Annotated in this window: 15 protein-coding genes; 3 read left to right on the top strand and 12 right to left on the bottom strand. The window is 61.2% G+C overall.

Going from position 1 to position 21,413, the window contains the following annotated elements; genetic code table 11:
* Positions 1 to 98 precede the first annotated feature (98 nt).
* From SINAC_RS28205 to SINAC_RS28165, 9 genes are all read right to left on the bottom strand, one after another.
* Positions 99 to 1,466 carry an MFS transporter gene (locus SINAC_RS28205; RefSeq protein ID WP_015248977.1) on the bottom strand — a complete coding sequence of 456 codons (1,368 nt, stop codon included), beginning with the start codon at positions 1,464 to 1,466 and terminating at the stop codon, positions 99 to 101.
* Between the two features lie 67 nt (positions 1,467 to 1,533).
* A complete protein-coding gene (locus SINAC_RS28200) occupies positions 1,534 to 3,825 on the bottom strand; it encodes a molybdopterin oxidoreductase family protein (RefSeq protein ID WP_015248976.1) in 2,292 nt (763 codons plus the stop codon).
* Positions 3,822 to 5,408, bottom strand: coding sequence for a DmsC/YnfH family molybdoenzyme membrane anchor subunit (locus SINAC_RS28195; protein WP_015248975.1), 1,587 nt, complete (start codon positions 5,406 to 5,408; stop codon positions 3,822 to 3,824). Before SINAC_RS28195 ends, SINAC_RS28200 begins: the two co-directional genes overlap by 4 nt.
* A gap of 485 nt (positions 5,409 to 5,893) precedes the next feature.
* A complete protein-coding gene (locus SINAC_RS28190) occupies positions 5,894 to 6,574 on the bottom strand; it encodes a response regulator transcription factor (protein ID WP_015248974.1) in 681 nt (226 codons plus the stop codon).
* Entirely contained in the window at positions 6,522 to 8,078 is a 1,557-nt protein-coding gene (locus tag SINAC_RS28185; RefSeq protein ID WP_015248973.1) for an ATP-binding protein, read from the bottom strand. The genes SINAC_RS28190 and SINAC_RS28185 overlap by 53 nt, the downstream gene beginning before the upstream one ends.
* Positions 8,079 to 8,322: 244 nt before the next feature.
* Positions 8,323 to 9,603 (bottom strand): ABC transporter permease, encoded by a 1,281-nt coding sequence (locus SINAC_RS28180; protein WP_015248972.1) that lies wholly within the window; start codon positions 9,601 to 9,603, stop codon positions 8,323 to 8,325.
* A 61-nt stretch (positions 9,604 to 9,664) separates the two neighbouring features.
* On the bottom strand, positions 9,665 to 11,086 hold the full coding sequence (locus SINAC_RS28175; protein ID WP_020467484.1) for an efflux RND transporter periplasmic adaptor subunit: 1,422 nt from the start codon (positions 11,084 to 11,086) through the stop codon (positions 9,665 to 9,667).
* Positions 11,087 to 11,201: 115 nt separating this feature from the next.
* Entirely contained in the window at positions 11,202 to 13,634 is a 2,433-nt protein-coding gene (locus SINAC_RS28170) for a TolC family protein (RefSeq protein ID WP_015248970.1), read from the bottom strand.
* Between the two features lie 97 nt (positions 13,635 to 13,731).
* Positions 13,732 to 14,076: a hypothetical protein gene (locus tag SINAC_RS28165; RefSeq protein WP_020467486.1), complete on the bottom strand. Its 345-nt coding sequence runs from the start codon at positions 14,074 to 14,076 to the stop codon at positions 13,732 to 13,734.
* Positions 14,077 to 14,222: 146 nt separating this feature from the next.
* Between SINAC_RS28165 and SINAC_RS28160 the strand changes: the two genes are divergently transcribed.
* On the top strand, positions 14,223 to 16,004 hold the full coding sequence (locus SINAC_RS28160; RefSeq protein ID WP_015248969.1) for a TPM domain-containing protein: 1,782 nt from the start codon (positions 14,223 to 14,225) through the stop codon (positions 16,002 to 16,004).
* Between the two features lie 264 nt (positions 16,005 to 16,268).
* Here SINAC_RS28160 and SINAC_RS28155 read toward each other — a convergent pair whose 3' ends face one another.
* From SINAC_RS28155 to SINAC_RS28145, 3 genes are all read right to left on the bottom strand, one after another.
* Entirely contained in the window at positions 16,269 to 16,511 is a 243-nt protein-coding gene (locus SINAC_RS28155) for a hypothetical protein (protein ID WP_015248968.1), read from the bottom strand.
* 192 nt (positions 16,512 to 16,703) lie between these two features.
* Complete coding sequence (locus SINAC_RS28150) at positions 16,704 to 18,704, bottom strand: DUF3472 domain-containing protein (protein WP_015248967.1); 2,001 nt, start codon at positions 18,702 to 18,704, stop codon at positions 16,704 to 16,706.
* Between the two features lie 83 nt (positions 18,705 to 18,787).
* Positions 18,788 to 19,345: a DNA-3-methyladenine glycosylase I gene (locus SINAC_RS28145; protein ID WP_015248966.1), complete on the bottom strand. Its 558-nt coding sequence runs from the start codon at positions 19,343 to 19,345 to the stop codon at positions 18,788 to 18,790.
* Between the two features lie 304 nt (positions 19,346 to 19,649).
* On the opposite strand from SINAC_RS28145, the gene SINAC_RS28140 reads away from it, so the two are divergent.
* Positions 19,650 to 20,087 carry a hypothetical protein gene (locus SINAC_RS28140; RefSeq protein WP_015248965.1) on the top strand — a complete coding sequence of 146 codons (438 nt, stop codon included), beginning with the start codon at positions 19,650 to 19,652 and terminating at the stop codon, positions 20,085 to 20,087.
* Between the two features lie 98 nt (positions 20,088 to 20,185).
* A complete protein-coding gene (locus SINAC_RS28135; protein WP_015248964.1) occupies positions 20,186 to 21,394 on the top strand; it encodes a serine hydrolase domain-containing protein in 1,209 nt (402 codons plus the stop codon).
* Positions 21,395 to 21,413: the final 19 nt, after the last annotated feature.

Genomic DNA, 21,413 nt, shown 5'->3' with positions numbered 1-21,413 from the left:
GTCCCCCCTTCTCTCCCGGATGAGTCGTGATTGTGCGGTTGATTCCTTGGCGAACGTCGGTGCGTTGCCGACGAAACACTTTTCTTCCAATCTCCGCCTCAAGCCACGGCTCCAGCGAGCGAAGGTTGGGGCTTCGCTTCGGCCAGTTGCCGGCGCTGATCCTCGGCCTCGGCACACTCGCGGGCAGCCTCGGTCTCCGTCTCGAGAGAGAACCGGATGGCGAAGGCCAGGAACGACGCGACCGAGACAGTGGCGCCCAGGATGAACAGGGCAGTCGGCCACGCAATCGCCCCCTTGAACATGAAGCCCGCCGCGACGGCCCCGACATTACCCCCCGCCCCGACGATCCCCGACACCGAGCCAAGCGCTTTCTTATTGACGAAAGGGACGACCGCGTAGGTCGCTCCTTCGGACATCTTCATGAAGAGACCGAAGCCGATCATCGCCGGGAGCGCCAACGCCACCGTCGGCATCCTCGAGAAGAGCATCAGACCGAGGCCCTCGAGTAGGAGCGCGACGAAGAGCCAGTGGACGCGCCCTTTCAAACCCCAACGACCACCCAGGCGGTCGCTGATATAGCCTCCGAGCGTTCTCGCAAAGATGTGCAACAGGCCAAGCGATCCGGCGGCGAAGCCGGCCGCTTTGGCGCTCAGGCCGAAGTGGTCGTGGTAATACAGGTGGGCGACCCCGTCCATCGTCAACTCGACGCCGAAGCAGGCCGCGTACATGACGAAGAGTACCCAGACCCGAGGGTCGCGAGCCGTCCGCAGGAACGTCCCCTTCGACGCCCCGGCCGGAGCCATCCGCCCTGAAGCACGAAGTTCGGAGAAGTTGCCGTGCGGCGTATCCTGTGTCAGGAAGTAGTAGGCCACTCCGGTCAACAGGCAGACCAGACCGGCAACGAGCATCGAGGCGCGCCAGCCCCAATAATCACCCAGGCCGAGCGTCGCAGCGAAGAAAGCGGCGAGCAGCGGCATAGCGAACTGGGTCACCCCTCCCCCCATGTTGCCCCAGCCTGCTGTCGTCGCATTGGCCGTGCCAATGCAGTTCGGAGCAAACATCACCGAGGTGTGATACTGCGTAATGACAAACCCGGCCCCGATGGCGCCGATGGCCACCCGGAAGGCCAGGAACGTTTTGAAGTCGTGCGAGAGGCCGATTCCCATCACCGGCAAGCTGCCGAGGATCAAGAGCCAGGTGTACGTGAGCCGTGGCCCGAACCGGTCGCAGAGCTCACCGCAAACGATTCGCGAGACCACCGTGATCGCCACCGACCCGATGATCAGCCAACCGATCTGGTCCTTGGTGAGTCCCATCTCGGAGCGGACGGCCGCCATCTGCGGGGCGATACCAAACCATGCGAAAAAGCAGAGGAAGAACGCAATCCACGACAGGTGGAACGCCCGCATCGATGGCGTCGTTACATCGAACAAGTTGATCCGCGTCGCCTTGCCGTCTTGTCGCATACTGGACTCCGATTCAACATGCTAGCAAATCAAGGAACGATGACTCGCGAATGATTCTCAGCCGGCGTCAGCTCCTCACTCGCTCGGTGCCGACATTTCCAGCCTGCAATGGCCTGTCTGATCGCACGCTTTCAGGTGGGGCACCGGGGCCTTCGGACCTGATTCGCACCGCGCACCCCTTGTAAGCGGGCTGGCGGGAATTCGGGTCGAAATCCGGGTAGGTCAACGTGTTGGTCACAGGGTCGTGCATGGGGAGGAACACCTGCCCCTGCCCCACGGTCGGCGTGACGAACGCCTTGGCATGCACCCGACCCCGGCGTGATTCAACGATCATCGCCTGACCGGGCCCGATCCCCAGCCATCGCGCATCCGCCGGGTGGATCTCGGCATGGAGTTCCGCCGGATAGAGCTTCCGAAGCACGCCCGACTTCGCCGTGCGCGTCTGGGTGTGCCACTGCGAGGCGCTGCCGCGTCCGGTGAGCAGCAGGAACGGGTACTCGTCGTCAGGCGACTCGCCCATCGGGCGGGGGTTCTCGAAGACAAACCGCGCCCGGCCGTCGGCGTGATAGAACCGGCCGTCGGCAAACAGTCTGCGCTGCGAAGAAAGGTCCGCCGCACCTTCGGGGTAGGGCCACTGGATCCCCCGCGCCTCATCGAGGGACCGGTAATCGCGGATCCCTGTGAAGTCACAAGGCTGGTTTGCTGAGAGCGCCTTGAGGATCTGGAAGATGGATTCAGGAGACTCCCAGCGCTTAAACATCTCGCCACAGCCGTAATAGTGGGCCGCGAGCTTGAAAATGTGAAAGTCCGAGAGGGCCTGTCCCGGAGCCCGGCGCACCTTCTTGATGAGGCCGACCCGGCGTTCGGAATTGATGAACGTCCCTTCCTTTTCTCCCCAGCCGGCGGCGGGGAGGAGGAGATCGGCGGCTAAGGCCGTCTCGGTCGAGCTGTACATGTCCTGCACGACCAGGAAGTCGAGCGTGCCCAGCAGTTGGCGGAAATCCTGCTGGTGGATCCAGGAGTGCGCCGGGTTGGTGGCGATCACCCAGAGCCCCCGGATCTTTCCTTCGCGAATTCCGTCGACGATCCGGTCGTACGTCCAACCGGCCTGAGTGGGGATCCGGTCCTCGGGAATCTCGAGCACGCCAGCGACTTTGGACCGGTGCAAAGGGTCGGCGAAGTCATGGCCGCCGAGAAGATTGGTGGTGTTGGAGAAGAGCCGTGAGCCCATCGCGTTGCACTGCCCGGTGATTGAGTTCGCCCCGGTCCCCGGTCGGCCGATGTTGCCGGTCAAGAGCGCGAGGTTGATGATCGCCTGAGCGGTGCGGACTCCCTCGTGGCTCTGGTTGACCCCCATCGTCCACCAGAACGAGACCCGCTTCTTGCGGTGAATCAGTTCGGCGAGGTGCTCGATTTGCTGGGCCTCCAGGCCCGTCTCATAAGCGACGGAGAGTAAGCCGAACCGCCGGACGAACCGGGCGTAGTCGTCGAAGCCTGAGGTATGAGCCTCAACGAACGAACGATCGACCCAGCCCCGCTCGATCATGAGGTTGGCCAGGCCGTAGAACAGGACGAGATCGGTCTTCGGCCGCGCCTGCAGGTGCAGGGTGGCGCTCACGGCAGTCTCGGTGCGGCGCGGGTCGACGACGACGATCTCAGGGGCGTTCCGGTTCTTCATCACGCGCTCCCACATGATCGGGTGCGCGATGCAGAGGTTCGAGCCGACGAGGACGATGCAGTCAGATTCCTCGAAGTCTTGATAGGTATAAGGCGGCGCATCGAACCCGAACGCCTGCTTATAGGCGACGACGGCTGTGGCCATGCACTGGCGGGTGTTGCCATCGCCGTGCTTGATCCCCATCCCAAACTTGGCGACTGCGCCGAGGAGGGCCATCTCCTCGGTGGCGATCTGGCCCGTGCTGAGGTAGGCGACCGATTCGTTCCCGTGCTCGGCCTGAATCGACTTGAAACGTGCGGCGAACGTCTCCATCGCAGTGTGCCAGTCGACCGGCCGGCGGATACCGTCGTCACCACGGAGCAGCGGGGTTGTCGCACGGTCGTCGGCCTCGAGGACGGTGAGCGCCTCCCACCCCTTGGGGCAGGCCATGCCGAGGTTCACCGGGTAGTCGGCCGAGGGGCTTAGGTTCACGGCCTCTCCCTCACGCAGGTGGACGGTGAGGCCGCACCCGGTCGAGCAGTAGCCGCAGACCACGCCCGTCGTCGCGTCGGGGGCCTTGAGCGCCGGAACCTGGCCGAGGCCAAACTTGCCGGGAGTGCGAAGGAGTTCCTGGGTCAGGATCCCGTCACGTGCCCGGACAAGGGAACGAAGCTTGTTGAGAATCGTATGGGCCGCGGTCATGAGGCCAACCCTCCTGGCATCTTGGGCCGGACTACCGCCGCAAAGAAGAGGTAGCGTTCCGCCAACTCGCCCCCAAGAACCGCCGCCAGCGCGACCCAGGTCGCGGCCACAGGAACCGCACCGGTCGCAACGGCCAAGGGCATGGCAATCCCTCCCATCAACCCGAGCCCCAGCCTCAGCGCGGCGATCCGCAAGAGTGGACCACGGAGTAGCAAGGCGGTGCGCCGTAGCGAAGTCATCTGCGGGTCGCGAAGGTGCAACAGGACCGACACCTCGAGGGCTAGCTTCACCACCGAGACGGCGGCAAGGCCGAGTGCCAGTCGCTGCCCGCCGCCCGATGCCGCGAGCGCCCCGGCCAGGCCCATGACGACCGAAGTGCCAAAGAACTTCGATGCACAGCGGCCCCCTCGCCAGAACGGTCGGCGAACGACGTGATAGACCATCACCGAGCAGAAGACCGCCAAGAGCCCCGTAGCTGCGGCTGCCGCTGCCGACAAGCCCAGCACATCGGGCCGGAACCACAAGGCCACTCCGTGAGCCAGCGCGATGTTGGCAAAGAGCCCAAATGCCGCCACCTCACGACTCAGCCAAGAGTGACGGAGGCCGATGAGCGCCCGGTAGGCGTAAAGCGGCCGGCCCAGATGGAGCAGGCTCGCGTTGATCCCGACGAGGCCGAGCACCAGGCTCAGCCAAGGGAGCGCGGTCGGTACGTCGCCGCCCATCGCCCTTACCACGGCTTCGAAGAGATACCCACCGGCCGAAGCCTGGGTCAGCACGAGCATCACGACGAGCGGGACGTGGGCGTGCTCCGGCTCGTTGCGGAAGTAGTCGCCCGCCCGCACCGGACCTTGCGCGGGACGGCTCGTGAGGTAACGGGTCGTCGGCATCGTGTAGTCAGCGGCCGGCGCGGTGTTGAGGAAGGAGTTTGACTCGGCGACCGCCACCGCCTCAGCACGGTCGATCACTCGGATCTTGATCGCCTCATGCGGGCAGGCCTGAGCACAGGCAGGCGCCTCACCGACCTCGAGCCGGTCGGAGCACATGTCGCACTTCCGGACGATCCCCTTTTTTGCGTGAAACTTGGGGACGTCGTACGGGCAGGCCAGAGTGCAGTACTGGCACCCGAAACACTGGTCGTCGAGATGTTTGACGATCCCCGTGACCGGGTCTTTCTCGTAGGCGTCGACCGGGCAAGCGGACAGGCAGGCGGGGTCGAGACAGTGGTGGCAGGCCGAGGTGACATGCTGCAAGACCGGCAGCCCCGCGACGGCTCCAACGATCAAGCCGACCTCGCGCCAGGCCTCGAATTCGTCCAGCCCGTTCATCGAGTGGCAGGCGGCAACGCATGCCTTGCACCCCGAGCAACGGTCGAGATCAACCTCGAAGGCGTACTGCTGCCCCGGCCCCGGTGTGCGGGCCGGGAGGAGCGATGAGTACACGCCCCCTCGAAGCGGAGCCTGCTCGCCGGCGTGGAACTGCGTAAACCGCTCGACGGCCGTCAAGTCGCCCTGCTCGTCAAGCATCGCGTCGATCAGCGTCAACTCGCCACGCATGTCCGGCGAGGGCGTTACCACCGTACTCATCGCGAAGCTCTCCCGTACCGCGCCTTCGCTCTTTGGAAAGCACAGCCAGATTCGGACCGAGCAGAACCAGCCAATCGGGTCCGTCGCCTCCGAGAACAACCGCTGGGGGAGAGACCGGCGGTCTGCCGTCGTTGGTGATACCCCTTCCTAAAAGCAGGCCCTGTACCACGCCAGGCGGCATTTTTTGGCGATTCGCCATTTTCCCGCCGATACAACGCTTTTGGCTTCGGTCCGGCACTCGCCCAACTTCGGGAAACCGAAGGGATCTCGCGGTTGTTCACGATCAGGAAGGGAACATGGCTGACTGTTTTTTGTGCTGCAACGCCATCAAAACAGGCGAAAATTCTTGAAGCAAAACGTGAATCCGTTGCGCGATGACAAGGACTTTCGAGGGAGGATTCGGGCTCCTGATTCTGCTGAATGCAGGCCCGGGAGGGTTTCCATATCGCCGGCCAGGTTCTTCGACAGAGGCTGTGACCCTTACCTTAACGGGGGCCCGCGACTCGTCCGCCAATCGTCGCCTCGACTTCGATCGTGAGTCGGAGCAGCTCGGCGAAGTTGCGGACCCCCAGCTTTTTCATGAGGCCCGCCCGCCGCATCTCGACGGCTCGGGGCGTGATCCCCAGAGACATCGAGATCGCTTTGTTGGGTTGACCTTCCTTGATCAAGGCGAGGACCTCGCGTTCCTTGTCCGTCAAGAGGCGGAACTTCCGTAAGGAGTCCTCGCGGTCGGCCTTGATGCGAAGTCGTTCCACGTCGTTCTTGATGGCACGCTGGACTCGATCGAGCAGGGCTTGGCGGTTGAACGGCTTCTCAACAAATTCGATCGCCCCCGACTTCATCGCCCGAATCGCCATCGGTACGTCGGCGAAGGCGGTGATGAAGATGACAGGCATCCCCTCGCCCCGCGCCACGAGTTCTTCGTAAAGGTCCAGGCCGCTCGTCCCCGGCATCCGGACGTCGAACACAAGACAGCCCGGCACCCCCGGCTTGAAACCTTCGAGAAAGGTCGATGCCGATGGGAAAACCTCGGCGCGAAGGCCCACCGTCTTCATCAGCCACTGAAGCGAGTCCCGCATGTCGAGGTCATCGTCCACAATGTAGACGGTCGGCTCACGCTCCGCCTTCGCCTCGCCCCCCCTCTCCTTCTGCGTCTTCTCGCTCATCCGCGATATCCGAGGCTGGGAGTGTGAACCGGAAGGTAGTGCGAACTCCAGGTTCGGATTCGACACGGATTCGACCATGATGGGCCTCGACGATCGTGCGACTGATGGCCAAGCCCATGCCCATGCCTTCGACACGAGTGCTGAAATATGCGTCAAAAATCTGATCGAGGCGATCCGTGCGAATACCCTCTCCGTTGTCCGTCACTCGGAACTCGACGCCTCCGTCCCCATCCGGCTTGGTGGCGATAACCACGGTTCGATTCTGGGTTTGTGAAGCGGAAAGGGCATCAAGGGCATTGCGAAGGAGGTTGACCAGGACCTGCTGGATCTGCACCGAATCGCCTGTTGAACTTGGCAAGTCGCGTGCCAGGTCGAGCGTGAGGGTGACTCCACGACGGCGGACCTCGTCATTGAGGAATTCCTCGACGTCCCGGACCAGCCGGTTGGGATCAATCGGTTCGCGCACCGATTCATGGCGGGTGACGAACCTCCGGATCCGTTGGACGATTGCGCCGGCACGAAGGGTGGTGGCGAGGATCCTTTCGAGCACGCCCCTGACCTCGTCGAGCGCGGGGGTCGGCGCGGCGAGGGCCACGAGGCACCCCTCGGTGTAGTTGGCGATCGCGCCCAGGGGTTGGTTCAGTTCGTGAGCCAGGCCGCTGGCCATCTCGCCAACCGCCGTGATGCGGGCGACGTGGCTGAACTGCTCGACCGCGGCGCGCTGTCGCCCCTCGGCCCGCACGCGTTCGGCGACTTCGCGTGCGAGGTCGTGGTTGAGCCGCTGGAGTTCGATGGTCCGCAAGCGGACCCGCTCCTCCATTTCGTCACGTGACCCGCGCAGGGCGGCAACCTGACGCCCGATCAGATCCGTGGCGGGATTGAGGACGAACCGGCCGATCCCAGCCAGCGCGAGCAAGGTCAAAGCGGTCACCCCCCACCCGACTCGACTCAAGCGGTTGACATGGGCCTGGGCCTCGCGCTCATAGAGCCCGACGACCCGGTCCATCCTCGGGAGGTACTCGGTCTCGGCCGTCAGCAGCCCCGCCAGCCCTGCGTCACCGTCGTCGGCCAGCAGACTTGCGGCCGCGTCGCGCATCCTCTCGTAGAACGGTTCAAGTTGCTCGAAGGCTTCGTGAAGCTCAACGCCTTGGCGGAGGTCGGCCGCCCCTGCGGACTCTTCACGACGCAACTGGTCGTGTGCCTCCGTCCAGATCGCGAGCACCTTGACCAGTTCGTCGCGCCTCGCCGCCCGTTCGACCTCGTCGGCCGCTCCCTTCATCGCCAGGCCCGCCTTGGCGATCCGCTGGCTAAGCATCCGCTGTCTTCCCGCGACGTTGATCGTCGGGGCGTCGGTCAACAGCCTCAAGGTCGGCGGTTGGACCACCACCTGGCTGAAGACCAACAACAGCGCCACGATCGCCAGCGCTCCCCAGTAACGGCGGCTCAGTCGGGCCGCAGGGTCCTCGAACCCAGCATGCTCCCGATCGTCGTTCCGAGACCCCATGAATTGGACTCTCTCTCGTTTATAAGTCTCAGCGAGGAACCAGCCGCCTTGTTGCGATGGCAGTCTCACCAAAATGGGCTGTGGGGGCCGATGGGATGAGGCGGCGTTCTCCCGCGCGAGCCAACTGGCTCACGTGAAAGGAGCACGTTAGGGATTTCGTTTGGGCGTTGGTCCTGTCCTCGGAATTCGCACAGGATGCTTGAGAGCCTGTGCGCACAGGTCCTTTTTACTTTCGTAAGCGGGCCTACTCCGAGCGAAGCGCCTCGACCGGGTCCATCATGGCCGCGCGCCTGGCGGGGTAAACACCGAAGATGACACCGATCACCAAAGCGATTATGAATGCGATAAAGGGTGATTCGGGGCGGATCACGGCCGGGACGCCCGAGAAATGGGCGACCAAGGGGGGGACGGCGACCCCTAGGATGACCCCGATTCCTCCGCCCGAGGCCGAGATGACCACCGTCTCGATCAGGAATTGAAGGATGATATCGCGCCGCTTGGCCCCCAGGGCACGACGGATGCCGATCTCTCGGGTGCGTTCCGAGACGGTCGCCAACATGATATTCATGATGCCGATCCCGCCGACGATCAAGGAGATCCCGGCGATCGATCCCAGCACGAGGTTGAAGATGCGCTTGGTCGCCTCGGCTTTTTCGAGAAGTTCCAGGGGGACCGTGATCCTGTAATCCACTTTGGGGTGGAACTGACGAAGCATGCTCTCCAAGGCGTGGGCGGTGGACTTGACGTCATCCATCCCACGGACGGTCACGGTGATCTGGCTGAGCTCGATCCGTTCGGCTGAAAACTGCCCCTGCTTCTCGCCCATGAGAACCTCGCCGAAGCGAGCCCGATCGGTGGTCAGCGGAATATACACGTCCTTATTCAAGTCTTGAGCGGAGAGGCTACTTCCCGTGCCCCCCGAAGGAGCCTTGTGGGCGGTCACTCCGATGATCCGATAGTAGTGGCTCTCCCCCAACCGCACAGCCTTTCCCAGCGGGTCACCGAACGGGAATAGCTTCTGGGACACCTCGGCTCCGATCACCGCAACGTTCGCAGCCAGATTCATATCCAGGTCGGTCAAGAACCGCCCGTTGGCGAGTTTCTGCCCGGTGATTTTCAAGCAGTCGGGGTTCGCCCCCACGATCCGTCCCTCAAGCTCACGATCGAGATAGCGGACGTTCTTGCGGAACTCGCGGAGCGGGGTCGCTCCGACGACTGTCGGGATCGTATTCATGATCCGCTCGAAGTCCTTATTCGTCAGACCATAATTGAAGACGAAACTGTCATTGGACTGCTTGGACGGGTTGACGTCGTCGACCGGCTTGGCGCTCTGCAGAATGACGTTGGTCGCACCGAGTTCGGCCAGTTGCTTTTGCGCTTCGGCGCTCGCCCCTTCGGCGATCGCCAGCATCGCGATCACTGACGAGACTCCAAAGATCAAGCCAAGGGCCGTCAGCAAAACCCGGAGCTTGTGCAGTCCCAAATTGCGGACCGCCAAGCGGATGATGTTCCAGATCTTGCTCATAGACAGTCACCACGGCTTTCGAGGCATTGAATTCTCATGGGATCTCGTCGTCAGTTGAATTTCATGGCTGCTTCGGAGTTGAAGTGGAAGTGGGTGCCTTGGAGTCGGGCTTGGTCAATTCGTCCTTCTCTTCGTTCTTGAACTCTTCATCGACCCGCGAGCGTGCATCAAGGGCGACGGTTTCCCCTTCCTTCAGGCCGGACAAGACCTGTATCTGGAACTCATTCGTCTCTCCCGCCTTGACTTCCCGGCGCTCGGCTCCGTTCGAGGTGACGACAAATGCATAAAACTTCCCTTTGTGCATGGCCACAGCCTGAACGGGCACGAGCAGGACGCTCGGCAGTTCTCCAACCATGATTTTCACCTCGGAGGTCATCCCCGGGCGAAGCTCTTCTTTGGGCATCTTTTCGATGGCCACGACCGTGCTGTATTCCTTGACTCCACCACTCATCCAGCCGCGATTGGAGTCGGCCAGTTGCGACACGGTTTTGACCTTACCGACAATGATCACGTTGGGAAAGGCGTCGACACGAATCTCAGCCAGCTGGCCCGGCTTGATCTTCTTGATCAAGGACTCGTGGATGCTCACCTTGACCTGCATCGACGAGAGATCCGGGAGGCTGAAAATCTTCTGCCTGGAGTAGACGGTCGCCCCCTCGCGCACTTGCCGGCTCGAGTCGTACCATGACTCATTTGCATAGGCGACGATGCCGGCTTGATCCGCCTTGATAATAGTCTTCGCCTTCTGGTTCAGATATTCCTTGAGCTGCTGATCTTCGATCGTGGACGTGGCCTTGGCCGACTCGTACTCGCTGTCCGCTTTGGCCACCGAAGCCTTCTCGGTGGCTGTGGCTTGCGCCACTTTCTTGCGTGACTGGTCGACCTTCGACTTGTACTCGGTCGACTTGCGCTTGTACTCGTATTTCTCCTTGACCATGAGCTTTGCCTTGGCCCCTTGGAGAGTCAACTCGTCGCCGTCAAGTTCGCTCTGGGCTGCGCGGACATCGCTGGGGCTCTTGAACCCTTTTTTGAGGAGGTTCTGGAACTGTTCGAGCTTGTTCTTCGACTCCTCCACCTTCTTGGCCTTCAAACCGATGTCTCCCTTGATCTCGTCGGTCTCGAAGATGTAGGTCCCTTTCTGGTACATCTCCAGGTCAAGCTCGCCGAGTTGGAGTTCGACGGTGGCGGCGATGATCTCACTTTCCCCCTTGTTTTTGGCGATCTCGACCTCTTGCCGGCTGGTCTCGATCTTGGCCGAGGCTTGCTTGGCCTTGATCTCCTGCTGGGCGATATTCTTGTCGATTTCAGCCGAGTCGAACCGGCAGACAATATCCCCTTTCTCGACCCGGTTCCCCTCAGGGGTGAGTTGGATGATCTTGTTCTGGTAGCCCCCTAACTCGCAGATGCCGTCGACGGTCTTCACGCTCTCAAGGTTGCCTCGCTCGGTGACGACGATCCGCAGCGTGCCTCGACTGACGAGCACCGAAAGCGGCTTATCCTTGTTCGACGGCCCCCCCCAAGTCGGGATCAATCCAAAGTAACCGACCCCCGCGACCGCTGCCGTGCCCGTCAACAAAACGAGGAGACGAACCAGCAGTTTACGGAACGGCGAACGGGCTCGCCGAAGCGGCTGGGGGAGGTGGGAGAGAAGGGTCTGGCCGTTCGGGAGCGGGGAGGAGGGATTCGACGGGGGCTCCGACGGGGTCAGGAGTGGTGGGAACGGGTCCTCCGTTGAAGGCGGGTACGCTGCTGTCATTGGTCCAAACCCCCTGGGCGTCAATATTCATGACATCAAAATCTTTGAAAAGCGTCATCCTCGCGATCTCGTAAGAGACCCAATTGCCGATCAGGCTATTCTTGTTCGTCACCAGCGCTTGCTGCGCACTCACCAAGAGCGTACCGACGGTCTGCCCTTGGCCCGAGTTGGCTCCGGTGCTCGTCCGGGCATTCAATTCGGCCTGATCGACCTGGCGTGCCGCAATCAAGAGGGCGTCGCGGCTGATCTCGAACTGTTGCCGGTTCAGATTCAATAGACGCATATCCAAACGAATCTGCTGAACAATCGTGTCGTGGTTCAGCATGTAGGCACGCCGGGCACGCTGATAGGCGATCTGCTCCGCCCGATACACATTCCGCTGCTGCCGCCGGACGATCGGCGCATTGAAGCGGATCCCAACCACGTGCTGGCTGTCATGGGCGTCGAACCGAACCAGGCCCAGGCTCTTCGGGTCGGAACGGAGGTCGCCGTTGTAGAAGACGTTGAGCCCTGCCAGCAGTTGGTTGCCATCGTATTCGACCAGACGCCAGGAGTCGGTCACCTGGGCCAGCCTATTCATCAGGTCGAGCCGGTTCGCCAGCGCCACGGAGATCGCCTGCTCGAGCGTCAGGTCGATCTTGTTCACTTCGATCAAGTAAACGCGCACCTGGGTCTCGATTACAAGCTGCTCAGTCATTCGGGCGCGGAATTCGCCGCTCACAAGTCCTTGGCGAAGCTTGGCCCACGCCTCGAAACGGTCGGCCTTGTCGAGACCGTCCAGGAACTTTTGCGTATCCCTGCTGCTCTCAGCCAGTGCAGCGTGAGAAAGCTTGTACCCTTCGGTGAGTTGTTTCGAGAGCTCGACTTCTTTTTGATAACTGGCGAGTTCATCCTGCTCGAGCGGTCCGGCCCCTGTCCCCACGCGCCCCTTCTGCGACGCGATGCGCTTCTGCCATTTCTCAAGCTCTTCACCCACGCCAAGGGCGACCTCGTGGAGCACCTCGAAATCGCTGAGCAAGCGTTTGGTGGCGTCGACCATGATCTCTTTGGAAGGAGGCCCGTCGTGCTGAAGCAACTCGAGATAGAGGGTCTCGTTACTTTTGCGCAACGTGTCGAGTCGGGGGTCGTTCAACTCGAACTTCTTGAGCAGCGACTCGTCCAGCTTTACCGGAAAGTCGGGAGGTAAGCCAAGTTGACCGACTCGATAGCTGTCGAGGGCCGTCTGGTAGCTGGCCTCCTGCCCAAGCAAGCCCGATCGGCTCTGCTGGTAGTTCTGGGCCACGGTGTCGCGTTGCAACCGGTCCACCAAGTCCGCTTTCACCAGCGCGTCCTGCTCCTCGAGATTATGTTTCAGTTGGTCCACTTGGTATTGCGTGTTGCGGACCTGCTGAAGCGAGGCCAAAAGATTCAGATAGCCTGATGCCGTATTTACGTAGAACAGACGGCGAAACGCCGCGAAATCGCGGATTGTGTAGAGCGTCTGGCGCTCGACCAGCGACAGCGGCTGTGTGAAATTCCGCGCCCAGGCCCCCTGCAAGAGGGGTTGGGTCAGGCTGATGGCGAGCCCCGAATTGACGGACTGAAACCCTTTGCCGTTGTATTCAAAGATCAGGTTATTGGCGAAGTTGACCAGGAGCTGAGCACCGGAATAAAACGTCCAGTTCAGGCCGTCCTGGGTCAGGAGCTGAAGCTGATTGCTATCGTTGGCGTTCGCGCCGAAATGGCGATACTGCGTGGTTTGGCTGCTGAAGAGCTGGGGAAAAAAGGTGAACCGGACCAGAGTCAAGGAGAGCGCCTTGAGGTAGACGTCCTCAATACTGGTCTGGTAATCGCGACTGTTCGCCAGCGCGACCTGCATGGCCGAGGCGCTGCTGAGCACCAGGTTCCCATCATCGTCGCGAGGGATGCCACTCAGCCAATCGAGGTTTTCGACGGGCGCCCAACCGCGTTTCTTCTGGCCAAGGAACTCGAAATGACGCCCCGCCGTGATCTGGAAGGGGCGGGCCCCGGGATCGTCCACCGGAATCGGTTCGTGGTTCGGGTCGTGGATATCGCCGATCCGAGACTTCGGATTGGCCTCGACCGGACGGGGCGGCAGGTCCCATCGCCAGTCGGTCAACCGATCCTCCACGATCCGGTACGTGTCCCGGTCGGCGAAGTCACGGTAGTAGCGCCGTGTACACCCGATGGTCATGAGTAGCAGGGCCCCGACCGTTGCCATTCGGCAAACATGCCGCAAACGCCGCCCTCGCCCTCGCTCATCCTGAGCAGGCATGGACTCGATTCCTCGCGAGCGGTCCCGAACGGCCATCCTTGGCTATTCGACAACTGTCTTTTTGGGATTGTTTAACCACTATAACAGTTGTCCGACGTTAGGCAATGGAAAGTTCTAGCAAATTCGTCGAATCGGCGAATCCAACGACGAATCGAGCACGCGTGCCTTGGGAAAACCGCCCTTTTGTTGTGATAACAGCAGCTCGGATCAGCGCGATGAAGTCTTGATGTGTCGCTTCGTAGCGCATCCGGCGCGTTCCATTGACGCCGATGGTTGAGAGAGTCCAGTCGCCCGTCCGGCCGGTCGTATTCCCTACATTGAAGACTTGCGCAAATCCGAAGGGGTTGGCGGGAAACCGTACGGAATAACGGCCGCGCTCGTTTCGGTAGTATCTAACAGCGAGCGAGATGTGTCGGGTAGGATAGCCAATGGAGCCGTCCAATCCATATTTTTCCACAGAAACTGTGTTGAGCCTTTCAATTCCGACCTAAGATCGGCGTGGAGGTAGCGAACAGAACAGAACCGGTCTCGGTCTCGGTGGTTGTTGAACTCAGGCCCGTTCCCGAAACAAATGAAAGAGGTGCGAGGATGAAACGGACGATACCGACCGCTCTCGCCGTCTTGGTTGTCCTCGGCGCGTCGGCCTTGGCACAGGCCCCGCCGGAAGGACAAGGACCAGGCATTCGTGACCAGGCTGGGATGTTCTCGGCCCAGGCCGTCAAAAAAGCCGAGCAGGTGCTCCGTGAGGTTGAGAACTCAGAGCATTTGCAGGTTCTCATCGAGACTCATGACACGTTCGGAGACCGACAGCCCGGAGAGGTGGCCGTCGACAACGCCAAGAAGGCGAACATCCGGGGCCTCTCGGTCGCGATCTCCAAGAAAGAGCACAAGCTCGACATCGAGGCGAGTGAGTCGGCCCGCCGGGTCTTCACCAAAGGTGAACTCGAACTCGTCAAGGAGGCCTTCACCCGCTCCTTCCGCAAAAGTGAAAATGACGAGGGCCTGCTCAACGCCGTGGCCGAGATCCGCCGCGCCGCGATGAAAGTGGGCGTCCGCGACCACGCCAAGCTGTTCTCGCCCGAGGCGGTCAAGGAGGCCGACGAAATTCTCGAGGCCGCCCGTCACAAGACGCCCTGGGGGACGGTCATCGAAACGGTCGAGACGCTTGGCGATAAATCCCTCCGCGATACCGCGATTGAAAAAGCCCGCGCCGCCCAGGTTCACGGTCTCTACATCCTGATCGCCAAGAAGGAACACAAAATTTACGCCCAGCCGAGTGAGTCGGCAGCGAAGGTTTTCCCCCCTGAGAAGGCCCGCGCAGTCGAGAACACGATCTCGGCAGCCTTCAAAAAGAACGCGTTCGACACTGGTCTGCGCGACGCCGTCGCGGCCATCCGCCAGGACTCCGAGGCCGTGACCGAGTCGTCCGCGGTATCCGATCTCAAGCCGAGTCCCCTGGCTCGGAAGGCCGAGCCCGCTGGGCGAGACATTCCCAAGGCCCCTGCCCCGGTCGACCCAGGTGTGGCCAAGTCCGAAGGCGTGACCACGACGATGATTCTGCTCGGCGGAGGCGCCTTGCTGCTCGTCCTCTGGCTGATGACCCGACGTTCCCGGAGTCCCCAGCCCTTCCCCCAGTCGCTGCCGCCGAACGCGATGACTGACCGAGGACCAGGACCGCGGCCTGCTCCAGGGGCAGGCTATCCCCCCGGATCTCGCCCCGGCGTGCCCCCTGGCTATGCGCCCCAGCAGCCAGGCTCCGGCCCCGGATACGGGTACACGCCGCCTCCTCCTGGTTATGGACAAGGCGGCTACGGCGCTCCGATGCCACCTCCGCAACAGGGTGGGGGCGGCGGCAGTGGTTTCATTACAGGTGCCCTCGGTGGCGCGGCGGGAGCGATTGCCGGCAACATCCTCTACGATAAATTTGGCCGTCCACACGAGTCCCAGGGCCCGGTCCCCACGCAAGGGGGTGTCTTCCCCCACCAGAGCAGTCACCCACTCGACCCTGACGCGAACATTGGGGCCGGACCACCCTCCGAAGATTACGACCCGAACGCAGGTGTCGGCGCCGACTGGGGCACCAACGCTCCCGAAGGCCACGCACCCGAGGTCAATCAGGCCGGTCTCGGCGGCGACTGGGGCGGCGGCGCCGAAGAACCGGCCGAGACCGGTGGCGACTGGGGCGGTGGAACCGACGAGCCAGCCGAAACCGGCGGTGATTGGGGCGGTGGCAACGACGAGCCGGCCGAAACCGGCGGCGACTGGGGTGGCGGCACCGATGACCAGGGGGGTGGCGATTGGGGTGGTGGTGCCGACGACCAGGACGGCGGAGACACCGGCAACACTGAGGAGCAAGGTGGAAGCTGGTAGCCCGACCACTTCGGACGACAACCGAGGGCTGACGGAGTCATCTCCGCCAGCCCTCTTGCGTCCTTAGAATCAGAGCAGTTCACCTTCGGAATCATTGAGCCTGAATCCTAATTCAACGGTCACGGATCGGGCCGCGCAGATTCCTTGGGCTGGGGATCGGCATTGCAAAGGACAGGCCCTTTCCCAACAAGAACGCCCGCCTCGGTCCAATGCGGCCAAGGCGGGCGTGATTTTCTTTTCAAATTGCGGGGCAACGGTAACGGCTCAGTTGGCTTCAACCAGAGCCGCGGGCTCGGCAAGGCGATGAACGATGGCCACGGCATCCTCCGCTCGGCGGCGTTCGCTGTATTTGGCCAGCGGGGCGGAATACGAACCGTCTTTATAGATTCCCACGACGGCGTGAAGACCTCGCAACTCAACCACCTCGGCCCGATCGATCAGGCCTGATCGGATCACAGACGCGAGATTACGCTGCCACACGGTCGTTTCGGAGATCGTGGTCATCATATGCGGCCTCCTCGTGGCGGCTCGGAGTGATTCTGTCGAAGGGGGCTTGAAGACAGTCTCAACTTCCCCAGCACTGTTACGTTATGTTCGCGCCGATTGTTCCCTGCCTTTGAAGAATTTGAACGCCCTGACAACCCGCAATTCTTCCTTGCCCGCATCCAAAGCAGTGGGCAACTTGACAGGCCGGAGAACTCAGGGGGCTTTACGATCGTTGGATTCGGGATCGACCAGCAAACCCAGGATCGCCTGGGCATAGACCCGATGGCCGTAATCATTGGGGTGATTGACGCCGTTGCCGGTCACGTCGAAATGACGCTTCCGCTTCAGCAAGCGCTGCCAAACGGCCGTCAGGTCCGAAAGGACCACGCCTGGCCCTTCCAGTGTCGCCAGCGCGTCCCGGTACACAGGGAACATCTCGGGGGGAGTCGCCATCCAGTCGGGGTTGCCGGTCATCGTCGCAATCAGGATGACCTCGGTCGTGGGGGCCGCCTCCTGAATTCGGCTCAGCATCGACTTGATGTTCGCCTTGAATGCTTCCGGGTTGCGGGTCCCGACATCGTTCATCCCGTAGGCGATGAGCACGAGGTCCGGCTTGCACTTCAAGACCTTGTCGATGTTGCTCGCCCCCTGCCCCGACGACCAGCCTCCTACCGCGAGGTTGTGCAACGTGACCTTGGCACCGTAAGTTTGTTCCAACTGAGCGGCGACCAAGGTCGGATAGGGAGGCATAAAAGGCTTGGTCTTGGTGAACTCCGAGGCATTGAAGCCCTCGGAGATGCTGTCGCCACTCACGGCGATGGTCAGGGCCTCTCTCTTCTTGAGCTTGGCAAGGGTACGCCCCAACCGCTCAGCAGCGAACTTCGGCCGGTAAGCGTCCCACTTCGCCCCGCGTGGGACATAGCTCACTTCAATTTGCCGGTCGTGGAAGTAGTGACTGTTATCGAACAGGACACTCGTCTCGGGATGCCCAGCACGATGGCCGATACTATTGGCCGACCCCTTGGGAACAAAGAAGTCGGTCTCGTTCAAAAAAGGAATTGTCGAGTGGGGAGCAAGAACCAGCCCGGAGCCGTCCGGGGCAACCGCAAAGTCTCGCTCAGCCTCGAACCATCGCTGGCCGTCGGCACTCTGAACGGCGATCACCCGTTCGGCGTCGAAGAGCAGCTTGGCCGACGACTTGCCGTCCTCGCTGCGCACGAACAAGACGCTCTCACGGTGGACGTTCCCCTCGTCCCACGGTCCTTGAAGTAGGTGAAGGCCGGCAAGCTGTTGAGCAACCGGCAGCGGAGCCGAACTCGGTTGGGCGGCTTCGCGACTGTCGGCCGAGGCCAAGAGCTCGATGCGAGGCAGACCCTCAGGCGGCTTTCGCTTCTCTCCCGAGGGCAAGCTCATCAACTCACGCAACTTCACCCCGTTGTTCTCGGTTTCACCGCCGGTCGCCAGAGCATATTGATCGCCATCGACAAACGCGTTGATGTTGGTGACCGGGTTGGAATCGCCGGTAAATCGAGCTTTTGAGAGCGAGGTCCAGTCACCATTCTTGGCCATGACCCAACCGTTGGCAAAGCGGGCCTGGCGGGCTTTGGTCGCGGAAATGCGGTCCCGTTTGAAGTCTTCAATAAACGAGTAGTAGCCACTCAGAAATTTTCCGCCAGTGACTGTCGAAAATGTAATCAGATGCTTCCACTCTTGGCTCTCGGGAACGAAAAAGTAGCCCGAGTACTCCGTGCGTTGGCCTTTGACATTCGCGGCAACAAGAAACCGATACGTCGTCCCCACCTTCCAGTCGTAGTCGAAGAAGGATTGTCCGCCGGTCCCTTCGCCCCCGAACCGCCCGGTGCGGACCTTTTCATCCTTGCTGATCAACTTGGTGCGATGGTCCTCCTGAACGGCCTTGGGATCGTTCTGTTCCGAATCCCAGACCGAGAAGATGAGCAACTTCTTGCCGTTGCCGAGTTCTTGCAGACCGAAATAGCCTTTGTCCCAGCCACAGACCATGAAGTAGGTGCCCACGGCGGACTGTTGGATCGTGATCTCGTTGGAAAACGCAACCCCCTCTGGAGCGGGATAGCCAAGATGGACCGAGCGGCAGGCGATATCCTTGAGCCGTTCATCCGCCTGGACCTCCGCGACAGCCAACACCCAGGTCGCCAAGGCCAGAATCCCAGCGAGGCCGCGAACATGCTGAATCATCAATACCATCCTCTCAGATTCGCCAAACCTGAACCCGGACTGGGTTCGCCGGCTTCCGAACGTCCTACCTCGTCCAAGACAATTTATCCGACCTGGGCGTGCCTGAAGCAATCGACAAGGTGGTCATTGGTCAGGCCTGTCGCTTGCATCAGTGCATAGCAGATTGTCGACCCTACAAAGGTGAAACCGCGGCGTTTCAAGGCCTTGCTCAAAGCGTCGGACACATCCGATCGGGCCGGGACTTCCTGGCGCGTCCGCCAAGTGTTTGTGACGGGGGCCCCTCCGACAAAACCCCAGATGAAGGAGTCAAAGCTGGCAAACTCTTGCTGGACCTCCAGGAACGCCCGGGCATTCTTGATGGCAGAATGGATCTTCAGGCGGTTGCGAATGACGCCAGGATCGGCGAGCAGGGCGTCGATCTTCTTTTCTTCATAGCAGGCGACGAGAGCCGGATCAAAGTCATCGAAGACGGCCCGGTAGTTTTCCCGCTTCTTGAGGATCGTATCCCAACTGAGACCCGCCTGAGCCCCTTCGAGAATGAGGAACTCAAACCAGCGGCGATCGTCGTGGACCGGGACGCCCCATTCCTCATCGTGGTAGCGGATCGCCAGTTCATTGGTCGCCCAGTCGCACCGGCGCATCGGTCGTCCCCCGTTTCGTCAGACTCGCCGTCACTCAAGTCCCACATCTTATTCCATCGATCTTGCGCCGAGGAGTGGGGTCTGCCCACCTGCATTCGTTCCCCGGCCGGCTTGAAGAGGCGGATTGAACAGTCTCCGGTTGTTCGCTCGAATCGGATGAGGGATGATGGAACACCGGGCGAGGAACGCAGAATCTGGACATCGCATCTGAGAAACGGCAGCCACTCATCGCCGCCTCATGTGGAGAAAAGAAGCCGACGCGAAAGACGCTGCATTCAATCACTCGCAGAGGGAAGGGGAGAGCATGTCAGCACGCAAGAAACACCAACCGCCCCGGCGGCTCTTCAAACAAGATCGCCCCTCTCCGGTCTCGGTCGTCTCTATCGCCAATTCCAAGATGTTCGGGCAGGAGAGTATGTCCGACGTCTTGAGGGATTTCGCCGAGCCCTACCTTCCCATGGCGAACTGCGAAACCGAACTCCGCAGTCTCTTCAATCTGGCAATATTGGGATGGAATGCCGCTCTACTGCCCGAAAAACAGCGGCAAGCCTCGATCGAGACGTACTTTAAAGCGACTCTCCGAGGTGCCCCGGAGGATGAACTGGCTAAAGCGTGGAAGTTTGTCAAGGAGCTGATCCAACGGAAAGAGACATTATTCGCTGCGAACAAGCGAGCGTTTGTCAGCGTTTCGTTGTCGAACAACGGCTCCAAGTTTCAGCTCCACGTAAAATCAGCATTCTGAATTAACTTCATGTCTTTGTTTTTCAGGAATCACGGAGTTCGTCAGCAAAACCTAAAAAATTTGTGCACATGATTTTATTTCACCAACAGGAAAGTCACATGACCCGATTTCCGGTTTCCATGCTCGCCGGAACCCTCGCCTCGATTACCCTCGTCTTGGTAGCAACCAGCGTCATGGGGGCCCAGGAGACGGCCGGACCTGACGAACCAGGATCCCTCCCCGCAGTTGGCAAGGAGATGCGCCGGTCCATCGAGCACAACGAGATTTCCGGTGCAGTGACGCTCGTCGCGACGCCCGACGGGACTGTGCATCTTGACGCCTCGGGCAAAGCCGACATCGGCGGTAACAAGCCGATGCGACCCGATACCATCTTCTGGATCGCTTCGATGACGAAACCGGTGACGGCGACCGCCGTCCTGATGCTTCAGGAAGAAGGGAAGCTCTCCGTCGACGATCCGGTCGAAAAGTATCTGCCGGAATTCGCGAAGCTTGCCACGAGTAAGGGAGAACCCGCGCGGGTCACGATCCAGCACCTGCTGACCCACACTTCGGGAATGGGCGAAATCTCGCCCCAAGAGGCCCGTGAGATCAAGAATCTGGCCGGCCTAATCCCCTTGTACGTCGCCAAGCCGGTCGCCTTTGAACCCGGCTCGAAGTGGGTCTACTGCCAGTCGGGGATCAACACCGCCGCGCGGATTGTGGAGGTTGTCTCGGGCATTCCGTTCGATGAGTTCCTCGATCGGCGATTATTGGGACCGCTCGGAATGAAGGACACGACGTTCTACCTCTCCGACGAGCAACTGCCACGACTGGCAAAGTCGTATCGAAAGACGAGCCAAGGCGAGCTCGAATTGGCCGAGAACCGGATCCTCAACGGAAAGGCCCCGACAAATCGCGATCGGTTTCCTGCGGCCAACGGAGGCCTCTTCTCGACGGCTCCTGACTACGGGCGTTTCTGCCAAATGATCCTTCGTGGTGGCGAATTCGGAGGGCGGCGCTACCTGAAGCCGGACTCCGTCAAACTGATGACCTCGCCCCAGACGAAGGACCTGAAAACAGGCTTCACGCCAGGCAATGGCTGGGGCCTGGGCTGGTGCGTCGTCCGTGAGCCGCAGGGGGTGACCGCCATGCTCTCGCCCGGAACGTTCGGGCACGGCGGAGCCTACGGGACCCAGGCCTGGATTGATCCAGCCAAGGAGCGGATCTACGTGCTGATGGTCCAACGGGAAAACTTCCCGAACGCCGATGCCTCCAACGTCCGTGAATCGTTCCAGAAGGCCGCGGCATCAGACGGAAAGACTCCTTGAGGCAAGTCAACCGCCATCT

Source organism: Singulisphaera acidiphila DSM 18658 (assembly GCF_000242455.2).
Lineage (GTDB): Bacteria > Planctomycetota > Planctomycetia > Isosphaerales > Isosphaeraceae > Singulisphaera > Singulisphaera acidiphila.
Note: the sequence above shows the minus strand (reverse complement) of the source record. Positions and strands in the feature narration are given on the sequence as shown.